The organism is Streptomyces atratus (genome assembly GCF_040655115.1).
GTDB lineage: Bacteria > Actinomycetota > Actinomycetes > Streptomycetales > Streptomycetaceae > Streptomyces > Streptomyces atratus_D.
In genome coordinates this window covers 22,069-42,195 of sequence record NZ_JBFAJH010000029.1, presented here as the reverse complement: position 1 = coordinate 42,195, position 20,127 = coordinate 22,069, and the positions used below count along the sequence as shown (strand labels likewise).

The following is a 20,127-nucleotide window of genomic DNA, read 5'->3' as shown; positions in this document are numbered from 1 at the left end:
GTGTCAGTTCGGGTCTGGTGACGTTGCCTCCGCCAGGGAACGCCGGTACCGCACGAGCTTGTCCCGGATCCCCCTCGTCCACGGGTGCTCCGGACCGAGTACCCGCTCGCGCCATTCCCTGACGACTTCCGCCTGTTCGATAGCTTCCCGGTCCTCGCCGACCGTGTGCAGGACGTTGCTGAGCAGGCTTCGTGCCGCCAGCGTGATGGGGTAGCCGGTTCCAAACCGGTGTTCGTGTGCCGCCAGCGCACGGCGGGCCGACAGCAGTGCTTCGGAGTGCTTTCCGGTGTTGAGCAGCGCTCCTGCGCAGTTGAGATCGGCCGACAGTGTGATCGGGTGGTCCGGGCCCAGCTCACGACGACAGTCGGCGACCAAATCCGTTCCTGCCAGTGCCTCCCGGTCCAGGTCCGGACCGGGAGGCAGTTCGAGCAGACACGCCCTCGCCTCCAGCGTCAGCGGGTGCCATGGGCCCAGCAGCGCAGCTCGCCCGGCAACCGCCCGGTGCATCAACTGCACGGCTTCCGTCACTCGATCGAGCCAGACCAACGGGCGGGACAGATGGAGGCAGGTGGTCAGGGTGTCCAGCGCCTCGGGACCGCAGACCCGTTCGAAGTCGTCGAGCAGCCCGCGGTGGAGATTCGCTGCCTCCTCGAGGCGCCCCAGACGATCGGTCGCCTTCCCGATCCGCTGCCGCAGACGCAGCACCAGGACGTGATCGTTTCCTAGTCGTCGTTGCACGAGAACCGTCGCCTGTTCGGCCATGGCCAGCGCAGATGCGTAATCGCCGGAACGATGCTGGGCCGTCACCAGACGCAGGGCGCAGATGGCAGCGGACTCGGCGGTGCCGATCGTGATCTCGGGCCAGGTGATGACGCGGCGAAGCAGCGCCAGGACATGTGGGGCGAGGGTGGTGAGCAGGCTGTCACGCAAGCCGCGTTCCGGGGACGCGGGTAGGGAGCGCAGAAGAAGTCCGGCCGCCGCGGCAGCGAGTTGGTCGCGTTCACCGGCCGGAGTGACGCGCGCGACGCTGTCGAGCAGCACTCCGTGCGTACGCAAGCAGCGGATGTCGCCGGGAACGAGTTCGGTGAGCGAGTGGTCAAGCAGCCCCCGAAGCGACAGTTCCACCCGGTCGGCGGGCAGGGGCAGGTCGAACCGGACGTTGGCCAGCAGCGACAGGGGCAGCGGGTCGTTCGCCCAGCAGGCCAGAAGGCGCAGCAGGGTGACAGCCTCGGGCAGGTTCTGCCCGGCCAGGGAGTTCAGCGAAAGCTGCCACGTTCCGCTGACCAGGTGACGCGAGTCGTTGCCCGCGTCGATGGCTCCCTGGTCGATCAGTTCGATGGGATCCGGACGCTCCTGCAGACGACGCCCGTACTCCTCCATCGTCCAAGGGTCGATCACCTGGTGGGCCAGAAACCCGCCGGCCAGAGTCAGAGCGAGCGGCAGGCGGCCGAGGCTGTCGGCAATGGCGGCCGCGTCCTCGGCGGAACCCGTTCCTGGGGCGAGATCACGCAAGACCTGAGCCGCCTCCTCACGCGGCAGGACATCCACGTACAGCAGCTCGGCAGCAGGCCACCAATGGCCGGCGGCCTGTCGTGTGGTCACGAGGACAGTTCCGCGTGGGCTGGTGCGCAGCCATCCGCCGTCCCGCAGCACCGCTGGGTCATCGGCGTTGTCCAGCACCAGCAGCCATGGTGCGTCGGACCGGTCGAGATGGTCCCAGACCAAGTCTGCGGCCGCGCGTAAGCCGTTGCGCGCGGCCATCAGCTCACCGTCGCCGGCGCCGCGGTCGGCGGCCACAGCAAGCATCCCGGCTCGCAGGGATGCCTGATCGGAGGCGTTGACCCACAGTCCCAGGCGTCCGCGTTCCCGGGTTGCGTGTTCGAAGAGTGCGCACGCCACCGCCGTCTTTCCGCATCCGCCCAGGCCGTGCAGGACGAACACAGTGCTTCCGGCGTCCTCGGATACCGCCTCTTTCAGGCGCCCAATTAGTTCGCCGCGATCCCTCAGGATCGCCGGTGCTCGGCCAACGGGCGGATGCCGCACCGAGTCCGGGCCGGCCCAGGCGGCGCCGTGATGGTGGTGCTCGGTGATGTGCTGGTCACCGGAAGCCTGGTAGACGCGCCCCTGATCAGTGGCCCGGCCGTCGTTGCGGCCGGTCACCGCTGGTCGACGTTCAGGTCGCGGCCGGCCTGGTAGACGCGTGAGTTGCCGGAGGCGGTCGCACGTTGGGTGACGGTCGGGATGGCGGGTGTGCCGGGGTCGAGTTCGGTCAGCAGGGAGCGCAGTTCCGCCACCAGCTCGGGGTGCGCGACGAGGAGGCGGCGAATGCGGCCCTGCCACTCCGCCGCGATCTCCCGCTCGGTCTCCACGTCACCACTGCTCTGCGCGCCCAGGAGGTCCCGGCGCGACGTGTCGAGCTGGGCGCCGACTTGCTCCTCGTGGTCCGGCCGGACACGTCGCCACAGACCGACCACGCCGTTCCGCACGCCGTTCCACGTGTCGGTCGCCAGCAGCGTCGCGATCGTCGTCCCGGCGGTGCCCGCTAAAAGGGTAATCTCCGCGTCCATCCTTTGCCCTCCCTCGATCCGGCCCGGGTCACAACTCTAGGGAGACGACGCAGTGTCAGTACACCGGACTTTCAGCGACATTTCGCGCCGTCCTCGGCCCACTGCCGCGGACCTACCGCTCCCAGTCGTCGGCGTACCCCCGTATCCCCTCAGGCCGGTACAACCGAAAGTGCTCAGCTTCCTTGCCCGAGATGAGGGTGCTCGGCGTAATCGGGAGGCGACACGGGCGGGGGATGCGGAACACTTCGGCCAGGTGATCGCGATGCAGCCCGTCCTGGAGATATACGCACCTGACGGCTTCGGCCTCTGCCTGTCGCCGAGTTCGAGTCGTTTTACTTTCTGCCTCACAGAGTCGAACTCCGCTACGTCTTCAACGCGATCCTCTACGTGAACCGCACCGGAATTTCCTGGAGATATGTCCCGCACAACTTCCCAGGCTGGCCTGCCGGCCTCGGCAAGCGACACGCCGTCCACGGTCTCGACCAAGTGACCAGTCGTCGTGCTCATCAGGTTCACTCCTTCGGGGAGATCCACACCTGATATCCATGGCGCTCCCACTCTGGTCAGCGGCGGGGTGGGCGGTTGCGCAGGTCGGTGGCGAAACGAGCTGCTGCCGTGGGCGCTGTCCGGTTGCTGGTGCGGTTGCTCGCGGTCTTGGGTCGGCTGGTGCCAGCTTGTGGGCGGCGGGCCGCTTCGCCCGGGTGTGCGGGGAGCTGGGCGAGGCGGCGCAGGCGCCAGACCAGGACGTCGTTCATGTCCGCGGCTGTGTCGAGTTCACGCATGTCGATGGCTTGTTGCAGAAGGGCCTTGGGGTCGTGGCCCGTCTGTTCGGCCTGAGCAAGGGTGGCGGCCAGGGCATCGGTCTTCGTCGACGAGCTGTCTGCTCGTAGCCCCTGTTCCGGCAGGGCTGCGCGGATGGTGGCCTCGTGGGTTCGGCGTTCGGCTTCGGGCAGGGCGCGGCCTTGGTCACGCAGTGCCCGCATGGGCGTGGCGGCAGCCTGGCGGTAGGCGGCTCGTAGGTGCTCGGCGGCCTGTCGGGAGGCGTGGGCCTGCTGGGCATGGCCACGTGCGGAGTGCCAGCGGGCGGCGGCGAGGGCGACCAGGACCAGGGTGGAGACGAGCATGGCGGTGGTGCCGCCGTCCTCGCCACGGCCGAGAGCGCTGCCGGCCTGGATGATGCCCCGGGCCGCCGTGCGGATCGCCCGGGTGTCGGCTCGCTCCGATCGGACGTGACTGCGGGTGGCACGCTCGAAGGCCCTGGCGGCCGCACCCAGTTCGGCGCGGGTGGCGGCCGGGGAGGTCTGGGCGACCGCGTCCAGAAGTTCTCCGACTCCGACGAGCTGGGCGGCGGCTTCGTCGTCGTCGCTGTCGAGGAGGACGGCGGCACGCTCGGCGATCCCGGTGGCGCTCCGTCGCTCTCGGGCGGGCGAGGACCAGTCTGGTCGGCCGCCGGCGGCCGAAGGCGTTGTCCGCTCTGCGGTACCGTCGGCCAGCCGGAGGCGGATCTTCGGAAGCGACAGGTCGGGGGCCAGTTTGGAGCCGGGGTACCAGACCGGTTCGCCGTGGCGGTTGCGGTCGCCGGGCAGGGCCACGTTGTAGCCGAGCGCGTCACCGGACGGGGCGTGGCGCATTTTCACGCGCAGGCCCGCCTCGTGGAGCCGGGTGAAGAACTCCTTCTCGTCGTCCGCTCCCGCGACGGCCTGGCGGACGGCTTCGCGGAGGGTCTCGCGGGAGGTCTCGGGACGGCCGGCACGTTCGGCCTTGAACTTCTCGGCGCTGGTGGGGTTTTTCGCTGCGGTGCCGTCGCCGGCGTTCAGGCGGCGCAGGCCCATCTCCTTCTCGATGCGGCGGCAGGTGGCCTGGGCCTTGTTGAAGTCGTAGTTGAGGCGGGGGTTGCGCAGGTCGCCTCGCACCAGGGTGGCGACGATGTGGATGTGGTCTTCTGCGTGGCGGACGGCGATCCACCGGCAGCCGTCGGGATCACCGTCCGGGGCAATGCCGGTGGCGTGGACGATGCGTTGGGCGACGGCGTTCCACTCCTCGTCGGAGAGTCGCCGGTCGCCGGGGGCGGTCCGGACCGAGCAGTGCCACACGTGCTTGGCGGGCGCGCGGTCGCCGGCCTGCTTGACCCTGAGGTCGAGGGCGGCGGTGAGGCGGGCGAGGGTGACTTTCGGATCGGGGTCGGGGCTGGTGTCGCGGCCGGGGTCGGGGGCGAAGCCGTCCCAGGAGCCGACGAGGTGCGCGTCGGTGTGCTCCTCGCGCTTGCCGGGGCCGTAGAGGTAAATGAGGAGTCCGTGGGTGCGGGAACCGCGTCCGATGTCGGGAACCATCACAGCCGCCTGTTCACCAGGTCGTTCGCCGCGTCGTCGAGGCGGCCGAGGAGCCGGGTCAGAACGCTCAGTGCGTGTTCGAGTTCGCCGGCGCGCGGATGGCTGCCGCTGTTGAGGACGTAGGCGATTTGGTTGATGTTGTTGCCGATGCGGGCAAGCGCGGTGCGCAGCGCGGCGAGTTCGTCGATGGCCGCGTCGAGCCGGTCGTTCCTGTGCATGGCGACGGGCCCGCGGGCGGCGGTCAGGCCGGCGGTGGCGAGGAAGCGGGCGACGGTGACGCCGCGCTGCGCGGCTGCGGCGGCGATCTCGGCTTTCTCGTCGTCGGAGAGGCGGGTGGTCGTCTTGCGGGTGCGCTCGCTCGGGTTGCGGGTGCGGCGGCGCGGTTTGCGGTCGGGGAAGGCGGGCGTGCTCGGGCTCGGCTGCTCGCGGTGGTCGTCACGTTCGGCTTCTCCCCTGGTGACCGGCGCCCCCTGGTGCCGGTCACCAGGCTGGTTCCCGAGCGCCCTCGCTCGGGGCCCAGCCGGGCTCCCCCCGCCCTCCTGGGCGGGGGCAAGTGCGTACGACGGGCCGTAGGACCGTCGTACGCGATAGCTTGCTCCGCCAGGAGCCGTCGTGGGGTCACACTCCAGTCCGGACGTGGGGACCGCCGGGTCGTTGGCACTCACCGGGTCGTCTCCGGGTTCTGCTGCCGGATTTCGCGGACGAGTTCCTCGATCCAGTCCATGGCCAGAACCGGGTGGTGCAGGGTCCAGGAGCGGGTGTGCGGGGTTCGTTGCACGATCCAGGTGTTGTCGGGGGCGGACTTGGCGTGGTGGAGGTGGCCATGCTGGTGCAGGACGGTCAGCCAGGAGTCGACCTCGGCGGGGGTGGCCGGGCGGGTGCGCATGAGGTGCTCTCCGCTTCTCTTCGGGAGGGTGTGGGGGTACCTGTCCGGGGGCGGGTGACCTGCCGGGGTGTCCAGATCGGTCACCCGCTTCGTGCCGTCCGGTCAGTTCCGGGTGGAGGTGACCGGCTGTCCGTGCTGCGCGCGGAGCTGGGCCATCAGGACGGTCAGCGTGTCGCTGGAGAGCGGGATCTGCTGACCGCGGATCGCCTGGGCGACCACCTTGCGGGTCAGCTTGTCCTCGGCCCTGACCGCTGACCGGGCGATCTTCAGCAGCTCCTCGGTGTCCGGGTCAGGCCGCCGGTCACTGGTTATGCGGGTGCCCCGGTCAGTGACCGGCCGCGGAGTGACCGGCCGGTCGGTGACCGGCGCGGGGCTGTCCTGGCGGCCGGTGACCGGCGGCGCGGTGTCCGACTGTCCGGGCAGGTCAGCGGCCTGGTGCGGCTGATCGTGCTGACCGGTGACCGGGTCACCGCTGTCCGTGTGGGTGCTGTCCCCGGTCAGTGACCGAGGGATCGGGGTCTGCTTGTCCGGGGACGGGCGCGGCCGGTCGGTCAGGGCAGTGACCGACTGTCCGGCGCTGACCTGGCCGGCCCGGTCGGCCCGGGTGACCTCGACGCCCTCGGGCCGGTCAGCCTGACCGAGATGACCGGGGTGACCGGGGTCGCTGTCCTTGACCTGTCCCCGGGCTATGAGGATGTAAAGGTGGACAGCGCCGGCCAGGGCGAGCGGGGCGATGGTGGACAGCGCCGCGACCACCGTGTCCCCGAGCCGCAGCCCTGTGACCGCACCCGCCTCCTCGTTGAGCCTGACCGCGTGCAGCGCGTTGGCCCAGATACTGGCGGCCGTCGCCGTACCGAAGAGGGTCCAGACATAAAGCCGGGCGCGCAGGGGTGCGTCGCGCAGGACCAGCAGGGCTCGTACGCCGTAGGCGATGAACCCGTCGATCACCAGGGGGAAGAGGTAAGTCAGGAAGCCGCGGATGTGGATGGCGACAGCCATCTGCTGGAGGGCGTCGTACGACAGGGCGCAGCCCGCGCCGCCCAGGGCGATGACGACCGTGCGGTCCCAGCCGGTGATGTGCGCCGTCCTCGGCGCGTGCGCGGTGCTCATGCCGCCGTCCCGAAGTCGACGCGACCCAGGCGCTCACCGTCGGCCGCGGGCGGCGGGACGGTCTTCGTCGCCGGCTCCAGGTCACGGTGTACGAGTGCCCGGCGGGTTTCGCGGTACAGCTTCTGGGCGTGTTCCTCGGTGATCTTCAGGAGCCAGGCCAGGCGCTGTTCGGTGAGGCCGTGGCGGTAGGCGGCCTGGACGACCGCGCGGCGTTCGGCCTTGGTGAGGTGGACGTCGCGTCCGGCGATGGTGGCGTTGACGCGGCTGTAGTCGAGGCGGTGGGCGAGCTTCTCGTGCAGCGGCCGGCGTTCCTCCTCCGTCAGTCCGCCCCGGATGCCGTCGGTGTCGTTGTTCTCGAGGGCGGCGTCCAGGCAGGCGCGCCGCATCGGGCACTGGCCGCACAGCGACTTCGCGGCGGTGATCTTGGCGGTCTCGTCGGGCTCGGGGAAGAAGATTTCGGGGTCCACCGGGTTGTACTCGGTGGACTGGCAGACGGCCTGGTCCTGCCAGGTGTGGTCGCCCAGGGACCGGTGGTGGGTAGGGCTGATCGTCGTGGTGGTCATGCGGGTTGCTCCGATCGCTCTCCGCGCACAAGGGGCGTCGGCGGAGGGGTGCGCTGGGTCGTGAGGTGCATGGGGCGGCGCGCTGAGGGCGCGGCCCGGTGGGGCGGCCTGTGGTGGGTCAGGCTGCGGCGCGGTGGCGTCTGCGGTCGACCGGTTCGAACTCGACCCGGGTGGTCATCTGGGCGAGGCGGGAAGTGACGCGGTCGCCGAGGTAGGCCTTGAGGTCCTTGATCGCCAGGTTGGTGGTGATCAGGGTCGGGAGCATGTGGTTGTAGCGGCGGTTGATCAGCCGGTACGTCACTTCCTCGACCCACTCGGACGCCTTGGCCGCGCCGAGGTCGTCGATGATCAGCAGCGGCACGCGGCTGTAGATCGCCAGTTCCCGCTCGCTGTCGACCCCGGGCCGGGGGCGCAGGTCTGCGTACAGGTCTGCGGCGGTGGTCGCGCGCCAGCGCACGCCGGCCCCGCTCTGTACCAGGAGTCGGATCGCGCCGTATGCCTGGTGGGTTTTGCCGGCGCCGACGACGCCGGCCATCAGCAGGCTGGGTCCGGTGGCGACCTGCCGCCGGGCTCCCGGGCTGGGGGCGACCGCCGCCTGGGCGACGTCGCGGGCCCAGGCCAGCACCTGGGGGTGGTCGGCGATGGCGGCCTGGTAGCGCGGAGGCATCCCTGCCGACAGGGCGTCCAGCGGCGAGAAGGGCTCGGGGTCGTCGGCGATTGCGGCGACAGTGGCCGGGTCGATGTGGCGGGCGGCCAGAATCCGGGCCATCCGGTCCAGGGTGCCCTCGCTGGCGAGGGTCTGCGGTTCGCGTCGGTTACGGGTACGCATCACAGCTCCTCGGCGTAGGCGGCGGCAGCGTCGGCCGGGTTGGTCCACGCCTGGTGAGCGGGCACGTTAGGCCAGCTTCCCGGCCGTACCAAGCCGCCGGACCTCGCGTTCATGGCCTCGTTGACCAGGCTGGTCAGCACGCTCGGGTGCTTGGGGTTGGCTGCGAAGTTCCGCAGCCCTGCCCGGATGTGCTCCGGAGCGATGCCCTCGGCCAGGAGCTTCTTGGTGATCCGCCCGAGGTGTCCGATCACGTCGCTGGGCGGACGCTCCTCGCAGGCAGCGATGTACTCGCCGACCAGCTGATTGGCCGAGACGGTGTCTGCGGGCGCCGTGCGCCCCGTAGGGAAAGAAGATCCAGGATCCAAGATCCTAGATCCAGGCGCCGAGCCCTCCCCGAGGCTTCGGGGAAGGTTCGGGGAGTCATCGGCGAATGCGTCCTGACCTGCGTTTTTCGTGCCCGTGTGGTTATGGGTGCCGACCGTGCCGTCGAGTGGGTCCTGCTGGGCGGTGGGAGGCCCGCCTGTGTGGCCGGGAGGTGTCGCGGCGGCTTGGGCGGGCAGATCGAGGACTCGGGGAATGTTCGACGAAGCCTCGGCGAACACTCCGGGAGGAGTAGGCGGTGCCTGCGTCCGCTCGGTGCAGGTGCCCTTGCAGGGTGCGCACCGGTGGGCGGCTTGGTGCTGCGGGCAGGAGGGCAGGCGGGACTGGCTCGGCTTGTCAATCTTCTGGTGCTCGGACCAGGTCGCGATGTGGAGGTAGCGGCGGCCGTCGCAGCCGGTGTACCGGCAGATCAGGCCCGCGTTCGCGAGCTGCTGGAGGTCGTCCTCGACGTGGACCGAGGTGTGTTCGGCGCGCAGGGGCCAGAGCAGCCCGGCGATGATCGCGGCGTTGTCGCGGTGACGGCCGTGGTCATCGGCCTGGGTGAGCAGCCCGAAGAAGGTCCGCTCGGCCTCGACGCTCACTTCGGCGAGCGACTCGGAGGTGAACGCCTCCGGCTTGATGGTGCGTATTCGCGCCATGTCAGCGTCCCCGGTCGGCCGCGAGGTCGCTACGGATGAGGGTCGCGTCGGCGAGGTCGAAGATGTGCGGCCGGGTCCAGTACGCCTCCGGCCAGACCCGCAGGATCCAGCGGGCCGCGACCCTGGCGGCCGTCCGGCTCAGCTCCACCGTCTCGCCGGCCTCGCCTTTGGCACTGGCGTGCGGGTGGGGCCGGGCCTGGCTCGGGTCGGTAAGGCTGACGCGGATGGTGACCGCGCCCGGGATCATGTCGATGAGCTGGGCGGCGAGGCGGTGCTGGCGGTCGGTCTCCGGGCATGCCGGGATTCCGCTCGGCGTGGCGAGCATGCGATACTCCGTTGTTCGTAGGAGCGCGGTGCGGTGGTTCTCCTGTAAAAGCCCGCCGCCCGCGAGATGTGAGTCGGCCCCTCTGGGGCGCCGGCCTGGCGCTCCGGGAGTTGGTAGCTCCCGGGCACTGGGCCCCTCTTCCCTGTCTCTTGCCTCTCGTTCGTTGCCCCAGCGCCGGTAGGCGGCCTGCTGGGACCAGGACCATAGGGTGAGCCTCGTTACAAGTCCACCTCTCGCACCTGCCCTGACCAGGCAATCACCACTCCAGTGGATGAATGTGCGATCAACATACACCGCAATCGCGACGCTCCGTCAACCACAGTGTCGCCATTCGATACGATCGAACGAGTAGCACCACTGAAGTGGATGAACTCATCCTCGCAGCGAAGGGATCCGGAATGGCCACAGAGCGGCAGTTCGCGGAACTGCTCGACCGGCTCTTCAGAGACATGCACCCCAAGGGGCGAGGGCCGTACACCTACGCCGAGGTGTCCGCCGGCATCCGGGAGAGCACGGGGACATCCATCTCGGCCAGCGCCATTCAGCAGCTTCGGACCGGCTCCAATCGCAACCCGAAACTGGAAACGATCAGAGCGTTGGCCACCTTCTTCGGCGTGCCTCCGGCGTACTTCTTCGACGCCAAGGAGTCGGAGCAGGTCGAAGCCGAGTTGGCCCTCCTGACGACCATGCGGGACGCCGACGTCCGCGCCGTAGCCCTACGCGCCGCCGGCCTGTCGACCGAAACGCTCTCGACGATCAGCGGATTCATCGAAAGGGCGCGCGCACTGGAGGGGCTTCACGACGCCCCTGCGAAGCCGAGCGCGTGACGGTTGTCACCACGCCGATTCCACACCGCGAAGATCGACGCCGAAAAAATGCACTATGCACCATTTTTAAGCTTGATCAACTGACATCCAATCAACAACAGCCATTCCCTGCATTCCCCCAGCCCATTCGCGCGTGATCACTGTCGTATCGTGATTCGGCCGAAGAACGCTTCGGTAAGACATCGAACCGGAGCAGTACGTTGAACCTGCGCAGTCACTTCGGTCGGGTGGGCAACAGCGCGGCAAGATACCCGAAGCACAAGGAACTACTCGCCGCGACAGAGATCCCTGACCCGTTTGATGTACAGGTCTTCTGCAAGATGCTGTCCGCGCAGCGCGGCCGGACCGTGTACCTTCACAGCACTCCGGGAATCACGTCCAGCGGAGTTCCCTGCGGGGCCTGGATCGCCACGGAACGGGCCGATCACATTTTCCACGAGGAATCGACTTCCCCGCTTCACCGCACACACATCGTCCTCCACGAAGTAAGCCATATGCTGCTGGAGCACACTTCGTTGCAGGTCGAGCGGATGGCGCACCTCTTCTCGCGAGTTGACGCATCAGCCGTGAAAAGCGTGCTTGGACGCGCCAGTTACAACACGGAGGATGAGCGAGCCGCCGAGCAGCTCGCCGACCTTCTTGCCAGGAAAGCCAACTTGTTTTCCCCGAACGAGACCCGAAGCGACCCCGTACTGCAACGCCTCGACGACGCGCTGAGCGACTCCTGATCCGATGGCCTCCCTCATCCTCGCAGCCCTCCTGTGGATCGTCACGGTGTGGCGCGCTCCGGCCGCCTGGCGTGTTCCGGCGAAGCGCGCTCTTTGGGTAGCGTTCTTCGCGCTGTCCATAGCCATGACCATCCGTCCGGACGGTGTCTCTTCGGCTCTGGATTCCTGGTTGGGGATCCACAACGTGGCGACCCTCTGCAAGCACCTGGCAGGCATCACGGCCGCCTACGCCGTACTGACCTTCGTGTATGACGTGGCACAGGAGCAGGCCACCTCGCTCCGCGGATCACGTCCGCGCATCGCCGTCCCTCTTGCCGCCGGAGTCGGTCTGACCCTGCTGTTCTTCGCCGCTCCGCAGCCCGGGGAAGCCACCGACCTTCTCACCGACTTCGCCGACGACTGGCGTATAGCCGTCTACGGCGTCATCTGGTCCAGCTACCTCGGTACGGCTCTCGTCAGTGCCACTCGACTGTGCTGGCGATGGGGTCGCCTCCCGGGAGCCGGCCTCCTGGGGCGCGGGCTTCGGATCACCGGCTTGGGAACGGCGCTGGGGATCGTCTACGCGGGGCACCGTGTACTGGCCTTGATGCTTCGATACTTCGGCTTGACGCCGCTATCCCCTCGGACTGATGAAAACGTCAGCAGCGCCCTCTTGTTCGGGGCTTTGGTCTTCATCCTCGCCGGAAGCACCTTGCCGGTCGTCCGTCGGCTCCACCAATGGGGCCGCGCCCATCTCGCTCTCACGCGGCTCTACCCTCTCTGGCTTGAGCTCACTGCCGCTGTCCCTTCAGTGCGTCTCGATCCACCGCGCAGCAGACGAGCGGATGCTCTTCTTTTCCGCCACACACGCGGTCGCCTGTATCGACGGGGGATAGAAATCCGAGACGCGATTCTGGATCTCGGGGACCATGCCTCCCCGACCCTGCGGTCCGAGGCCGCAAGATACGTCGCGGAGAAGGGCCTCATAGGCGCCCAGGCCGAGATATATGCCGAGGCGTGCTGGATCGTCAGAGCCAAGGAGGCGCGGGAAAACGGAGACGCCCGCGTGGGTGAGCACACAGCCCCGGCCAGTGGCGGTAAGGACCTTCACAGCGAAGTCGAAGCTTTGAGGCACCTGGCAACAGCCTACGAATCAGCACTTGTTCGAGAATTCTCCTCCGCCCGGAGTTCAGGATGAAACTCACTTCAACTCGCCTAGCCCGCATAGTCACCGACGCCCTTGCGCCGGCTTACCTCGTGATAGCCATCCTGCTGATCATCGGCTGGCACAGCACGAGAAGCCCCGAAGGGCTGGCTTGGGGGCTCCTCGCCGCGTTGTTCTGCGGCGGCATTCCCTTCGCCATCATCCTGTTCGGCGTGAAACGCGGGTCATGGACGGACAAGCACGTCAAGGTCCGGTCCCAGCGTGCCGTCCCACTCACGGCGACCATGGTCTCCGTGCTCGTCGGCATCCTGATCCAGGTCGTCTTCGACGCTCCCCGTGAGCTCTTCGCTCTGGTCATCGCCATGCTCGTCGGCCTGGCGGCCACCATGGTGGTCACCGTCTGGTGGAAGGTGTCGGTGCACACCGCCGTCGCCGGTGGAGTGGCCACGATCCTGGCACTCGCCTTCGGGCCGCCCATGGCCGGCCTCGCCCTTGTCGTCGCCGCCATCGGGTGGTCCCGCGTCCAACTCCGAGACCACACCATCGCGCAGACCATCGTCGGTGCTCTGCTGGGCGGAGCTGCCGCTGCCGTCACGTTCGGGCTCCTCAGGTAGCGCGGTTTCGGTGAGCGGCCCAGCTCGTACAACTCGACGAGTGCGAGTGCGGCATCACGCCGCTGGCACAGGCCCGATTCGCCGCCGAGCTGACGCCAGCGGTGCGTCGGCGAGTGCCCTGATCAGAGGATTCCCTTCCATGTCCACGGCCGCGGACCGGATCGACCGCGCAGGCAGTCGATCCGGTACTGCGCTTGGCTGATCCATTCTTCGTTGCCGGCTGCATGCTGGGCGGCGTACGTCGCCATCCGCAGCTCTCGGGCGCGCGCGAGGATGGGATAGCCCTCCCACTCCGTGACGTCGTGCCCGTAGGCCGCACAGAACTGGTCGTACTCGCGCATGGTGACCGCGCCCGTGGTCTTCGCGCGCACTGCGGTGGATACGAGATCCCACTCCGGAGGCCCCACGGAGAAGCGCTCCAAGTCCATCATCAGGACCCCGTCGGCCGTGCGGACGAAGTTGCCGGGCCAGGCGTCGCCGTGCACAGCCCGGTCGGGGAGACCGGCCGGCCGCTCGGCCCAGGCCGCTGCGAGGTCGCGGTGGAGTCCGTGCAGCCACTCCCTGTCGTCGTCGCGGATCGTGGTGGCCGCTTGCAGTCGTTCGCCGACCCGGACGAACGGATCGAGGCACCCCAGCTCAATGTCTGGCTTGGGCAAGGAGTGGAGCTGCGACAGGAGTTGGGCGACGTCTTGAACGGAGCCGTGCTCCTGCGGTGGAAGTTCCGCCCAGAAGGTCACTGGCCTACCGCCCGCCTCGACCGGCTGCTCCACGTCGATCAGGCGAACAGCCGCGACGTTCTCCTGGGCGAGCCAACGCGCGACGCGCACCTCACGGGCCGCCGCAGCGCTCTGGCCCGCCCGTGATATCCGTACGATCACCCGCCTGCCCGGTAGCCGCCATATCTGGTTCTCGGCCAGACGCAGTGGTTCCGCCCCGGCGGAGTCCAGTCCGACTGCGGAACATGCCTGCTCCAGGACGTGACGCGCAGGCGCGGCTGCCGCAGAAGTCATGCGGAAACCGTAGCGGCGATCCGATCGCGCAGCCCCGAAGCCTCTTGGACTGTCCGATGCTTCGAGGCGAAGCGACCGAGCTGTCGTAGGTCGTCGGCGGCGCGCCGGGAGGTGGTCCGACCTACCTCGTCCAGGGCCTCGTGGCCGAGTGCCGCCGCCTGGCGGGGGTCGCCTTTGGCCATAATCAGGGAGGCCAGTTTGGTGCGCGAGATCGCACGGGACCGCTTGTAGGCGTCGGTGTGTCCCTTCACCGCTGTGCCGAATCGGCGGGCTGCTCTGCCCGGGTCCTGTCCAGCAAGGATGGCGAGATCAAACAGGGCATGAGCTGTGTCCCCGTTGTGCTGCGCCTCGTCGTAGTAGGCCATCCACGGCGAGTCTTCGGCAGGCCGGGCCCGGGTGAACGCTTCATCCGCGGCGCCGACGGCCGCCATGGTGTCGCGCACGTTACCCATTTTCCCGAAAGCCCTGGCCCGTGCCGTGTGAAGCATCGCCTGCTCCGTCGCGGACAACCGGTCGGCGCGCACGAGTCCCTTCTCGGCGTAAGTGAGGCCGTCGTCGGGGGCTCCGATCCACACGGCTTGCCGTGCGAGGAACGAGTACGTCTTGGCTCGTAGATGCCAGTCGCCGGCCTCCTCGGCACAGTCTGCTGCGAACCGGAACGTCTGGGTGGCGTCATCGTGGTGGTAGGCATCGAACGCAGAGGCGCCCACCACGATGCCGAGTCTCGATACAGAGGCGAACAGTTCGGTTCGCAAGTGCTCGGGGCACTGGGCCTGCAGCAGACCGGCCGACCACTGCATCGCTCGACTGGCTACATCACGCACCATGCCACCGCCACCCAGCTCGTTGTCCATGCCGCTGATGGAGGTGGCCGCGGCCAGGACCTGGTCAATGTGGCCGGGGTTGACGTGTACCGGGAGAGACAGCTCTGCGGGGGCGAAGACCTCGGTGAGGTCGAGGGGTGCAACGGCGGCGAGGCCACCGATCTGGAGGAACGAGCGTCGAATCACGGGCTCATGGCTCCCAGGGCGAAGAGTTGGATCGTCTCTGCCCAGGATGCGGCTTGTCGGAGCCTGAACGGGCAGCTGCCCCCTGCCCGTTGAAGCCTTATCGGCATCAGCCCGCTTTTTGTCGGCATCGCGGTTACCGAAGACCATCGGCCACGCGCGGTCGAACAGCCCACCTGTGCGGAGGACGTCATCGAGCCGTTGAGCCACGTCGCGACGGCAGCTTGGGTACTTGCCCTTCTCGATCGACAAGATCATGTCGTCGCTGACCTGCACCAACCGTCCCAGCTCCTTGGCCGACAGCCCTTGCTCCAGGCGCAGCCTGCGCAGCTCGTTCCCGAACCACTCCTGGGCGGAGGCACCCGGATCGAGCTGCTTCATTGGCTGCGGCATGTTCTGTCCCCGAAGTCGTTGATGCCGAACTCTTCATCTGTCGGCATCAGGCTCTGCACGCTCTCGGTGCGCTCTGCCTAAATGGTTGCTGATCGGTTCCATTCCAGTACACACCGCAACCCACCCCTGCTGAAGGGGTTCTGGCAGAACGGAGGAAGCAGCGATGGAACTACTCGTCGACACCCGTGATCGGGACGCTTCTGTTCGAGCCACGTCCAGAAGCGTGGGCGGCCAACTCGACATGAGTTTCGAAGTCCGGGCCGAAGATCTGGTAACCGTCAGGGACATCGTCGCGACGCACCTTTGCTGGTGGCGCATCGACAACGGCACCGCGCACCGCATGCTGACCGTGGTCAACGAACTGATCACCAACGTCTTGCAGCACACGGCGGCGGACGCCGACGGACGCCGGATGGCCAGCCTGCTCCTCCAGAAGGTGCCGGACGGTGTCACCGCCATCGTCCGCGACCAGGACCCTTGCCCGCCCGTATACGCGTCTCCGGACACTCTGGCCGAAGAGGGGCGCGGTCTGATGCTGCTGCGCGCCTTGGCCGACGACACGTCCGTATCCGTGACCCCAGCGGGCAAGGACGTGTGGGTCTTCATAGGGACCCCGGAAGCCCCCGAGCACTTCTAACCCCCACGGCCGGCACTTGGCCCTCCCCCAGGAGTTCCGATGTCCCTCACCGCTCTGGTTCCGGAGAACGACGTGGTTCCTCCGCCGGCCGACGAGCCCAGCACCCCGCGGTGGACACCTCCACTCGACGCAGAGGGCTTGAGGTCCGTCCTGGAGCGGATCAAGGACTGGAAGCCGCTCGATGTCGAAGAAGTCTTTGACGACCTCGACACGGCAATCGGCAATCAGCCGCCGCCGGTCACGACGACCGGCGCCTTGGTCGACCGCCTCCGCAGCCACTTGAAGCAGCTCAGCGACATCGCCGTCGCGGACGAGCAGTTTCCGCCCACCCGAGTGATGGTCCAGCTCGTTGAACGAGGTCTCCCCTTGAGGGGCGAGCGAACGCCGGCCGCACACCAGCAGGCTGTCGGCCTTGCTCGTCGCCTGGCCTTCGTGACCTCCGACCTGGCCGAAGAGCTGATCGAAGCCCGCTACATCACGGAGGCGGAGTGATGCACAACCCCAGCGCTGTCAGACACCCGCCCGTGACCGCCACGGCGGCAGCCCTTCCGCGAGACGCGTACGACTTCGACTATTACGAGCGACGACTCTCCGACACCTGGCTCTTGGAGAAGAGCGTCGCTGTGCGCACCCTGCGTATGCCCTTCCTCGCGGTCCCCGTCGGGGGCACGCGGCGAGGCGGGTACTACCCGGTGTCGTGCTTCTGCTACGGGCTCAAGGTCCGTGACCTCCTTCTTGAGCAGCCCGGCTTCCCCAACCCCCGCTTGCGGTTGTCGTCCTATCCGGACACCGGCCCCGTTGTCGAGTGGGGCGAGAAGCCGCCGACGCTCTGGGGCGACCGCAGCATCACCACCCTTGGCCGCTTCTACGGCTACAGCGAAGCAGCCATCGCCGACTTCATGCAGCGGCACCACACGACTCCCTCTTCGGCAATCTCCGTTCCGTGCTCCCCCACGGCACCGTAACTCGCCGAAGAGGGCCCAACTTCCCACCCGAGAGGACGAGCACCATGTGTGCGCACAACCCGCCGTGCCCCACGGCTGAGGCTCCCGACAGGGAGGCCGCGCGCCCCGTCACGCGCCGCCCTGAGCAGGGCTGGTGTGTTAGCTGCACCTTCTTGAGGTCGTTGGTCACTGCGATGTCCGACTGCCCAAGGAGTTGTGTGTGACGTCGCACCTGCGCAATCAGCTGATGGAGGGGCGGGCTGTCCTGCCCCGCGTCGGCTCGGTCGTTCAGCTGGAGACCCAGCACCCGGCGTACGCCCCGAGGAGACCCCGTGATCACCGTCCGAATGGGCAAAGTTCAGAGCGGTACGTACTACCAGATCAGCACGCCGGCGGCGAGACCTCGCGCACGCTCGGCCGCGTCCTCGATATTCCTCAACCGCTCCGAGATCTGCCGGACACACTCGGTGTGTGTTTTCGACGGATCGGTGCGCGGAGCCACGACTTCGAGGTTGCTGCGAATCAAGGCACACTCCGTCAGGAAATCCGTCACCTGGTCCGGGAACACTTTCAGGTCGCCGGTGGCCAGAGCCGGAAAGAAGCTCGCCCCGAGTGAGCGAACGGCGTCGGAACCCCACACCGAAGTACGCCAGCGCTCGAAGCCCGCGAGGTCCGAACTGCCCTCCGGAACATCCAGCACATCCACCTGGCCGTCCTCACCGACGACGAAAACATCCACCAACAAGCTCATTAGTCCAGTGGATCATGGCCAGGCAACCGCGGTCCACGCGATTTCTCCTGCAGCCCGGCATTGGTCACCGAAGCCACTGACCACTCGATCGGCTGAAGTGCAGAGAAGGAGCCTGCTGTGCAACGGAGTGCTTCTCTTCGAGGTTATGTCGATCTCGGACGCGGAAGAGGCTGCTGACCAGGGGCACTACGAGACGGACATGTCTTCGTCAGGACCGGAGGCATTCTCCCTGCGGATCGAAGCAGATGAGTCCGTGCTCGTGGGCCAGCGCAGCGGCGTACTCGGACACTTCCTCAGCCTTGCCATAGGACATGAGCAGGTACACGATCGGGCCCGATGCCTCGTCGAGGACCGGTGGCGACGCCCATACGACACTGCACTCGTCGTCGGGGTATCGCGCCACGAGTGCTTGCACGTAGGCCGTGATGCGCGGCGCCGGAGGCACGACGACATCGTCCGATTCCAGGTAGCGCTCGTAGAGCTCGTCGTAGGTCGAGCCCGCTTGGCGATTGTCGAGGGGACGGTCACCGTCCCAAACAGCAAGGTCGTAGCTCATAGGCGCATCGTCGCAGGCAGAAGCTCCGCTGGCGCCAGCAGGCCCCGAGATCGAACCTCCACTCGTGACCCGCAAGAGGTCCTAGGCCAGGGTGCGGAGGCGGCGGATTTCGCCGTGGGCAGTCTCCAGTTTCCGGGTGAGGTCAGCGACCTGGTCGCGGAGTTGCCGATTTCGTTCGAGTGCGGTCTCCAGCCTGCGTTGCAGGGAGGCGTCGCTGGCCGCGTGCCGAGGAGCACGGTGGGGCGCCGGGGCTCGCTGCTGGAGCTGGTTAATCGCGGTGATGAGGTCGGTCTGCGTGTATAGCCATGACCTGGAGACACCGGCCGCGTTCGCGATGCCAACGACGGTGGGCCGTTCGCTGCGGCGAGCTGCCGTCTTGATGGCTTCTTCGGCGCGCTCGCGTGCCTGCCTGCTGCGTGTCTTCGAGGCTTCGACGAGGAAGCGGGCGTTGTCAGCCGGTGGCATCGAGATCGGTCACCTTCCCGCCGGCCACGATCTGCTGCGGTCCGGCCTGCTCCAGGGCGTCGATGATGGTGTCGAGCTTGCCGAGCGTGCGGGTGTTCTTCTCAACGATGCGCGACAGCCCGGCCTCCTCGGCGTCGCCGATGAGCTTGCGGGTCTCCTCGCGCTGGCGTCGGTGCTGGTCGAGGAAGTCGCCGGTGGTGATGAAGAAACGGCAGTCCAGACAAGGGTTCGCGTACTCGCAGTCCGTCTGGATCGGAGCTCCGCAGTAACCGTTCGGGAGACTGACCTTGGCTCGCACCAAGGACAGCCGCATCCAGGTCGCATCAGCAAGCGGGTGGTCCGCGGGCAGTGCGACGGCTTCGCCTTCGGCGTTGACCTTGAGGGACTTCTCCCAGTGCTCGCGCAGGGTCTTCTGGTGCAGCCGGGCGTAGACGGCCGTCATCTGCGGCGACATGTGGTCGAGCAGTTGCTGGACGATGTGCTGCGGGACGTTGGCGTTGATCAGCCGGGTGCCCAGCGTGTGGCGGAACTGGTGGAAGGTCACGCGAGCTGGGCGGCCGTGCTCGTCGATGAGGCGGATGCGCTCCAGCCAGGTCTCCATCTGTTCGCGGCACCAGGTGTCCGAGACGGCCTTGCTGCCGTTGAGGTTGGCCATCCAGCCGGGGAACAGGAAACGGCTTCCGGTGGGGAAGCGGGCCTGGACGCGCTTTCGTTGTGCGGCGATCTCGTCTGCCAGGGCCTGGCTGATGGGGAAGAACGCGATGCGGCCGTGGATCTTGTGGTTGACCCAGGTCAGGTAGGGGGGCGCCGGTGTCGTCGTGGGTGACGCAGTCGAACCGCAGGCGCCGGGCGTCCTTCATCCGCAGGCCGCAGGAGATCAGCAAGGGGACCATGAGGCGGAGGTCGTCCGTGGAGATCAACGCCAGGTTCTCGGGGTTCTCCATCTGCCGCATCAGGTGTTCGGAGATCCAGCGGGGCTTGGCCGGCGGCGGAGGCGGAGCGTCGTTGTAGATGATGGCGTCGCGCGGCAGGACCGGCTGCCAGTCGTGGGCGCGGGCGTCGGCGAGGAAACGGCCCAGCGAGTTGACGGTGGCCCGGCGGGTGAACACGTCCGGGTAGTCGACGGCCAGGGCGGCGAGCCACGTCTCGATCCTGGCGCGCGTCAGGTCGGCCGGCGCGGCGTGCGGCGGCAGATGTCCGGAGAGATGGGTCAGGGAGCGCAGGTTCTGCGCGACGGTGTTGACGCTGATGTTCGTGCTGATGCGCCAGCGGCACCATCGTTTGGCCAGCTCGCGCAGCCAGGGCTGGGCTATGCCGCCGAAGCGCAGGTAGCGCGTCTCTCCTTCGGCCAGGGCGAAGTGCCGCAGGTCCCAGACGTCGCGCGGGTACTGGTCAGCCCATGGATCATCGGCGATGAGCAGG

At 67.9% G+C, this 20,127-nt stretch carries 23 protein-coding genes and 2 pseudogenes; 9 read left to right on the top strand and 16 right to left on the bottom strand.

Annotated features, from left to right (window positions below):
• Nucleotides 1-3 precede the first annotated feature (3 nt).
• Entirely contained in the window at nucleotides 4-2,160 is a 2,157-nt protein-coding gene (locus AB0I23_RS26310; protein WP_359112832.1) for a tetratricopeptide repeat protein, read from the bottom strand.
• Nucleotides 2,157-2,567, bottom strand: coding sequence for a hypothetical protein (locus AB0I23_RS26305; RefSeq protein ID WP_359112830.1), 411 nt, complete (start codon nucleotides 2,565-2,567; stop codon nucleotides 2,157-2,159). Before AB0I23_RS26305 ends, AB0I23_RS26310 begins: the two co-directional genes overlap by 4 nt.
• A 342-nt stretch (nucleotides 2,568-2,909) precedes the next feature.
• On the opposite strand from AB0I23_RS26305, the pseudogene AB0I23_RS26300 reads away from it, so the two are divergent.
• Nucleotides 2,910-3,005: pseudogene (locus AB0I23_RS26300) on the top strand (transposase); the annotation flags it as partial.
• A gap of 125 nt (nucleotides 3,006-3,130) precedes the next feature.
• On the opposite strand, the gene AB0I23_RS26295 reads toward AB0I23_RS26300, so the two are convergent.
• The 8 genes from AB0I23_RS26295 to AB0I23_RS26260 all read right to left on the bottom strand — a co-directional run bounded on the left by AB0I23_RS26295 (nucleotide 3,131) and on the right by AB0I23_RS26260 (nucleotide 9,629).
• Nucleotides 3,131-4,897 carry a relaxase/mobilization nuclease domain-containing protein gene (locus AB0I23_RS26295; RefSeq protein WP_359112827.1) on the bottom strand — a complete coding sequence of 589 codons (1,767 nt, stop codon included), beginning with the start codon at nucleotides 4,895-4,897 and terminating at the stop codon, nucleotides 3,131-3,133.
• Entirely contained in the window at nucleotides 4,897-5,562 is a 666-nt protein-coding gene (locus AB0I23_RS26290) for a MobC family plasmid mobilization relaxosome protein (RefSeq protein ID WP_359112824.1), read from the bottom strand. The genes AB0I23_RS26295 and AB0I23_RS26290 overlap by 1 nt, the downstream gene beginning before the upstream one ends.
• Nucleotides 5,559-5,783 (bottom strand): hypothetical protein, encoded by a 225-nt coding sequence (locus tag AB0I23_RS26285; protein ID WP_359112821.1) that lies wholly within the window; start codon nucleotides 5,781-5,783, stop codon nucleotides 5,559-5,561. Before AB0I23_RS26285 ends, AB0I23_RS26290 begins: the two co-directional genes overlap by 4 nt.
• A 102-nt stretch (nucleotides 5,784-5,885) precedes the next feature.
• Nucleotides 5,886-6,893 carry a DUF2637 domain-containing protein gene (locus AB0I23_RS26280; protein ID WP_359112818.1) on the bottom strand — a complete coding sequence of 336 codons (1,008 nt, stop codon included), beginning with the start codon at nucleotides 6,891-6,893 and terminating at the stop codon, nucleotides 5,886-5,888.
• Nucleotides 6,890-7,456, bottom strand: coding sequence for a WhiB family transcriptional regulator (locus AB0I23_RS26275; protein ID WP_359112815.1), 567 nt, complete (start codon nucleotides 7,454-7,456; stop codon nucleotides 6,890-6,892). Before AB0I23_RS26275 ends, AB0I23_RS26280 begins: the two co-directional genes overlap by 4 nt.
• Before the next feature lie 118 nt (nucleotides 7,457-7,574).
• Complete coding sequence (locus tag AB0I23_RS26270) at nucleotides 7,575-8,285, bottom strand: ATP-binding protein (RefSeq protein ID WP_359112812.1); 711 nt, start codon at nucleotides 8,283-8,285, stop codon at nucleotides 7,575-7,577.
• A complete protein-coding gene (locus tag AB0I23_RS26265; protein WP_359112809.1) occupies nucleotides 8,285-9,304 on the bottom strand; it encodes a hypothetical protein in 1,020 nt (339 codons plus the stop codon). The genes AB0I23_RS26270 and AB0I23_RS26265 overlap by 1 nt, the downstream gene beginning before the upstream one ends.
• A 1-nt stretch (nucleotide 9,305) precedes the next feature.
• On the bottom strand, nucleotides 9,306-9,629 hold the full coding sequence (locus AB0I23_RS26260; protein WP_359112807.1) for a transcriptional regulator: 324 nt from the start codon (nucleotides 9,627-9,629) through the stop codon (nucleotides 9,306-9,308).
• A gap of 398 nt (nucleotides 9,630-10,027) precedes the next feature.
• On the opposite strand from AB0I23_RS26260, the gene AB0I23_RS26255 reads away from it, so the two are divergent.
• From AB0I23_RS26255 to AB0I23_RS26240, 4 genes are all read left to right on the top strand, one after another.
• A complete protein-coding gene (locus tag AB0I23_RS26255; protein ID WP_359112804.1) occupies nucleotides 10,028-10,456 on the top strand; it encodes a helix-turn-helix domain-containing protein in 429 nt (142 codons plus the stop codon).
• A 200-nt stretch (nucleotides 10,457-10,656) separates the two neighbouring features.
• Entirely contained in the window at nucleotides 10,657-11,184 is a 528-nt protein-coding gene (locus tag AB0I23_RS26250) for a hypothetical protein (RefSeq protein WP_359112801.1), read from the top strand.
• Between the two features lie 4 nt (nucleotides 11,185-11,188).
• The gene (locus tag AB0I23_RS26245; protein WP_359112799.1) at nucleotides 11,189-12,361 is read left to right on the top strand and encodes an MAB_1171c family putative transporter; all 1,173 of its coding nucleotides are present in this window, start codon (nucleotides 11,189-11,191) and stop codon (nucleotides 12,359-12,361) included.
• Nucleotides 12,358-12,942, top strand: a complete 585-nt coding sequence (locus AB0I23_RS26240) for a phosphatase PAP2 family protein (protein ID WP_359112796.1) — start codon at nucleotides 12,358-12,360, stop codon at nucleotides 12,940-12,942. The genes AB0I23_RS26245 and AB0I23_RS26240 overlap by 4 nt, the downstream gene beginning before the upstream one ends.
• 122 nt (nucleotides 12,943-13,064) lie before the next feature.
• Here the strand turns inward: AB0I23_RS26240 and AB0I23_RS26235 are convergent, their stop codons facing one another.
• Nucleotides 13,065-13,952, bottom strand: a complete 888-nt coding sequence (locus tag AB0I23_RS26235; RefSeq protein ID WP_359112793.1) for a phosphotransferase family protein — start codon at nucleotides 13,950-13,952, stop codon at nucleotides 13,065-13,067.
• Nucleotides 13,949-15,340 (bottom strand): helix-turn-helix transcriptional regulator, encoded by a 1,392-nt coding sequence (locus tag AB0I23_RS26230; protein WP_359112791.1) that lies wholly within the window; start codon nucleotides 15,338-15,340, stop codon nucleotides 13,949-13,951. Before AB0I23_RS26230 ends, AB0I23_RS26235 begins: the two co-directional genes overlap by 4 nt.
• 253 nt (nucleotides 15,341-15,593) lie before the next feature.
• Between AB0I23_RS26230 and AB0I23_RS26225 the strand changes: the two genes are divergently transcribed.
• The 4 genes and pseudogenes from AB0I23_RS26225 to AB0I23_RS26210 all read left to right on the top strand — a co-directional run.
• The gene (locus AB0I23_RS26225; protein WP_359112789.1) at nucleotides 15,594-15,989 is read left to right on the top strand and encodes an ATP-binding protein; all 396 of its coding nucleotides are present in this window, start codon (nucleotides 15,594-15,596) and stop codon (nucleotides 15,987-15,989) included.
• A gap of 39 nt (nucleotides 15,990-16,028) precedes the next feature.
• Nucleotides 16,029-16,481: a DUF6415 family natural product biosynthesis protein gene (locus tag AB0I23_RS26220; RefSeq protein ID WP_359112786.1), complete on the top strand. Its 453-nt coding sequence runs from the start codon at nucleotides 16,029-16,031 to the stop codon at nucleotides 16,479-16,481.
• A 32-nt stretch (nucleotides 16,482-16,513) separates the two neighbouring features.
• Nucleotides 16,514-16,954 (top strand): DUF6302 family protein, encoded by a 441-nt coding sequence (locus AB0I23_RS26215; protein ID WP_359112784.1) that lies wholly within the window; start codon nucleotides 16,514-16,516, stop codon nucleotides 16,952-16,954.
• Nucleotides 16,955-16,998: 44 nt separating this feature from the next.
• Nucleotides 16,999-17,100: pseudogene (locus tag AB0I23_RS26210) on the top strand (DUF5999 family protein); the annotation flags it as partial.
• A gap of 206 nt (nucleotides 17,101-17,306) precedes the next feature.
• On the opposite strand, the gene AB0I23_RS26205 reads toward AB0I23_RS26210, so the two are convergent.
• From AB0I23_RS26205 to AB0I23_RS26190, 4 genes are all read right to left on the bottom strand, one after another.
• Nucleotides 17,307-17,684, bottom strand: a complete 378-nt coding sequence (locus tag AB0I23_RS26205) for a hypothetical protein (protein ID WP_359112783.1) — start codon at nucleotides 17,682-17,684, stop codon at nucleotides 17,307-17,309.
• A 208-nt stretch (nucleotides 17,685-17,892) separates the two neighbouring features.
• Entirely contained in the window at nucleotides 17,893-18,240 is a 348-nt protein-coding gene (locus AB0I23_RS26200) for a hypothetical protein (protein WP_359112781.1), read from the bottom strand.
• 81 nt (nucleotides 18,241-18,321) lie between these two features.
• Complete coding sequence (locus AB0I23_RS26195) at nucleotides 18,322-18,705, bottom strand: DUF6262 family protein (RefSeq protein ID WP_359112779.1); 384 nt, start codon at nucleotides 18,703-18,705, stop codon at nucleotides 18,322-18,324.
• Nucleotides 18,692-19,360, bottom strand: a complete 669-nt coding sequence (locus tag AB0I23_RS26190) for a tyrosine-type recombinase/integrase (RefSeq protein WP_359112778.1) — start codon at nucleotides 19,358-19,360, stop codon at nucleotides 18,692-18,694. Before AB0I23_RS26190 ends, AB0I23_RS26195 begins: the two co-directional genes overlap by 14 nt.
• Nucleotides 19,361-20,127: the final 767 nt, after the last annotated feature.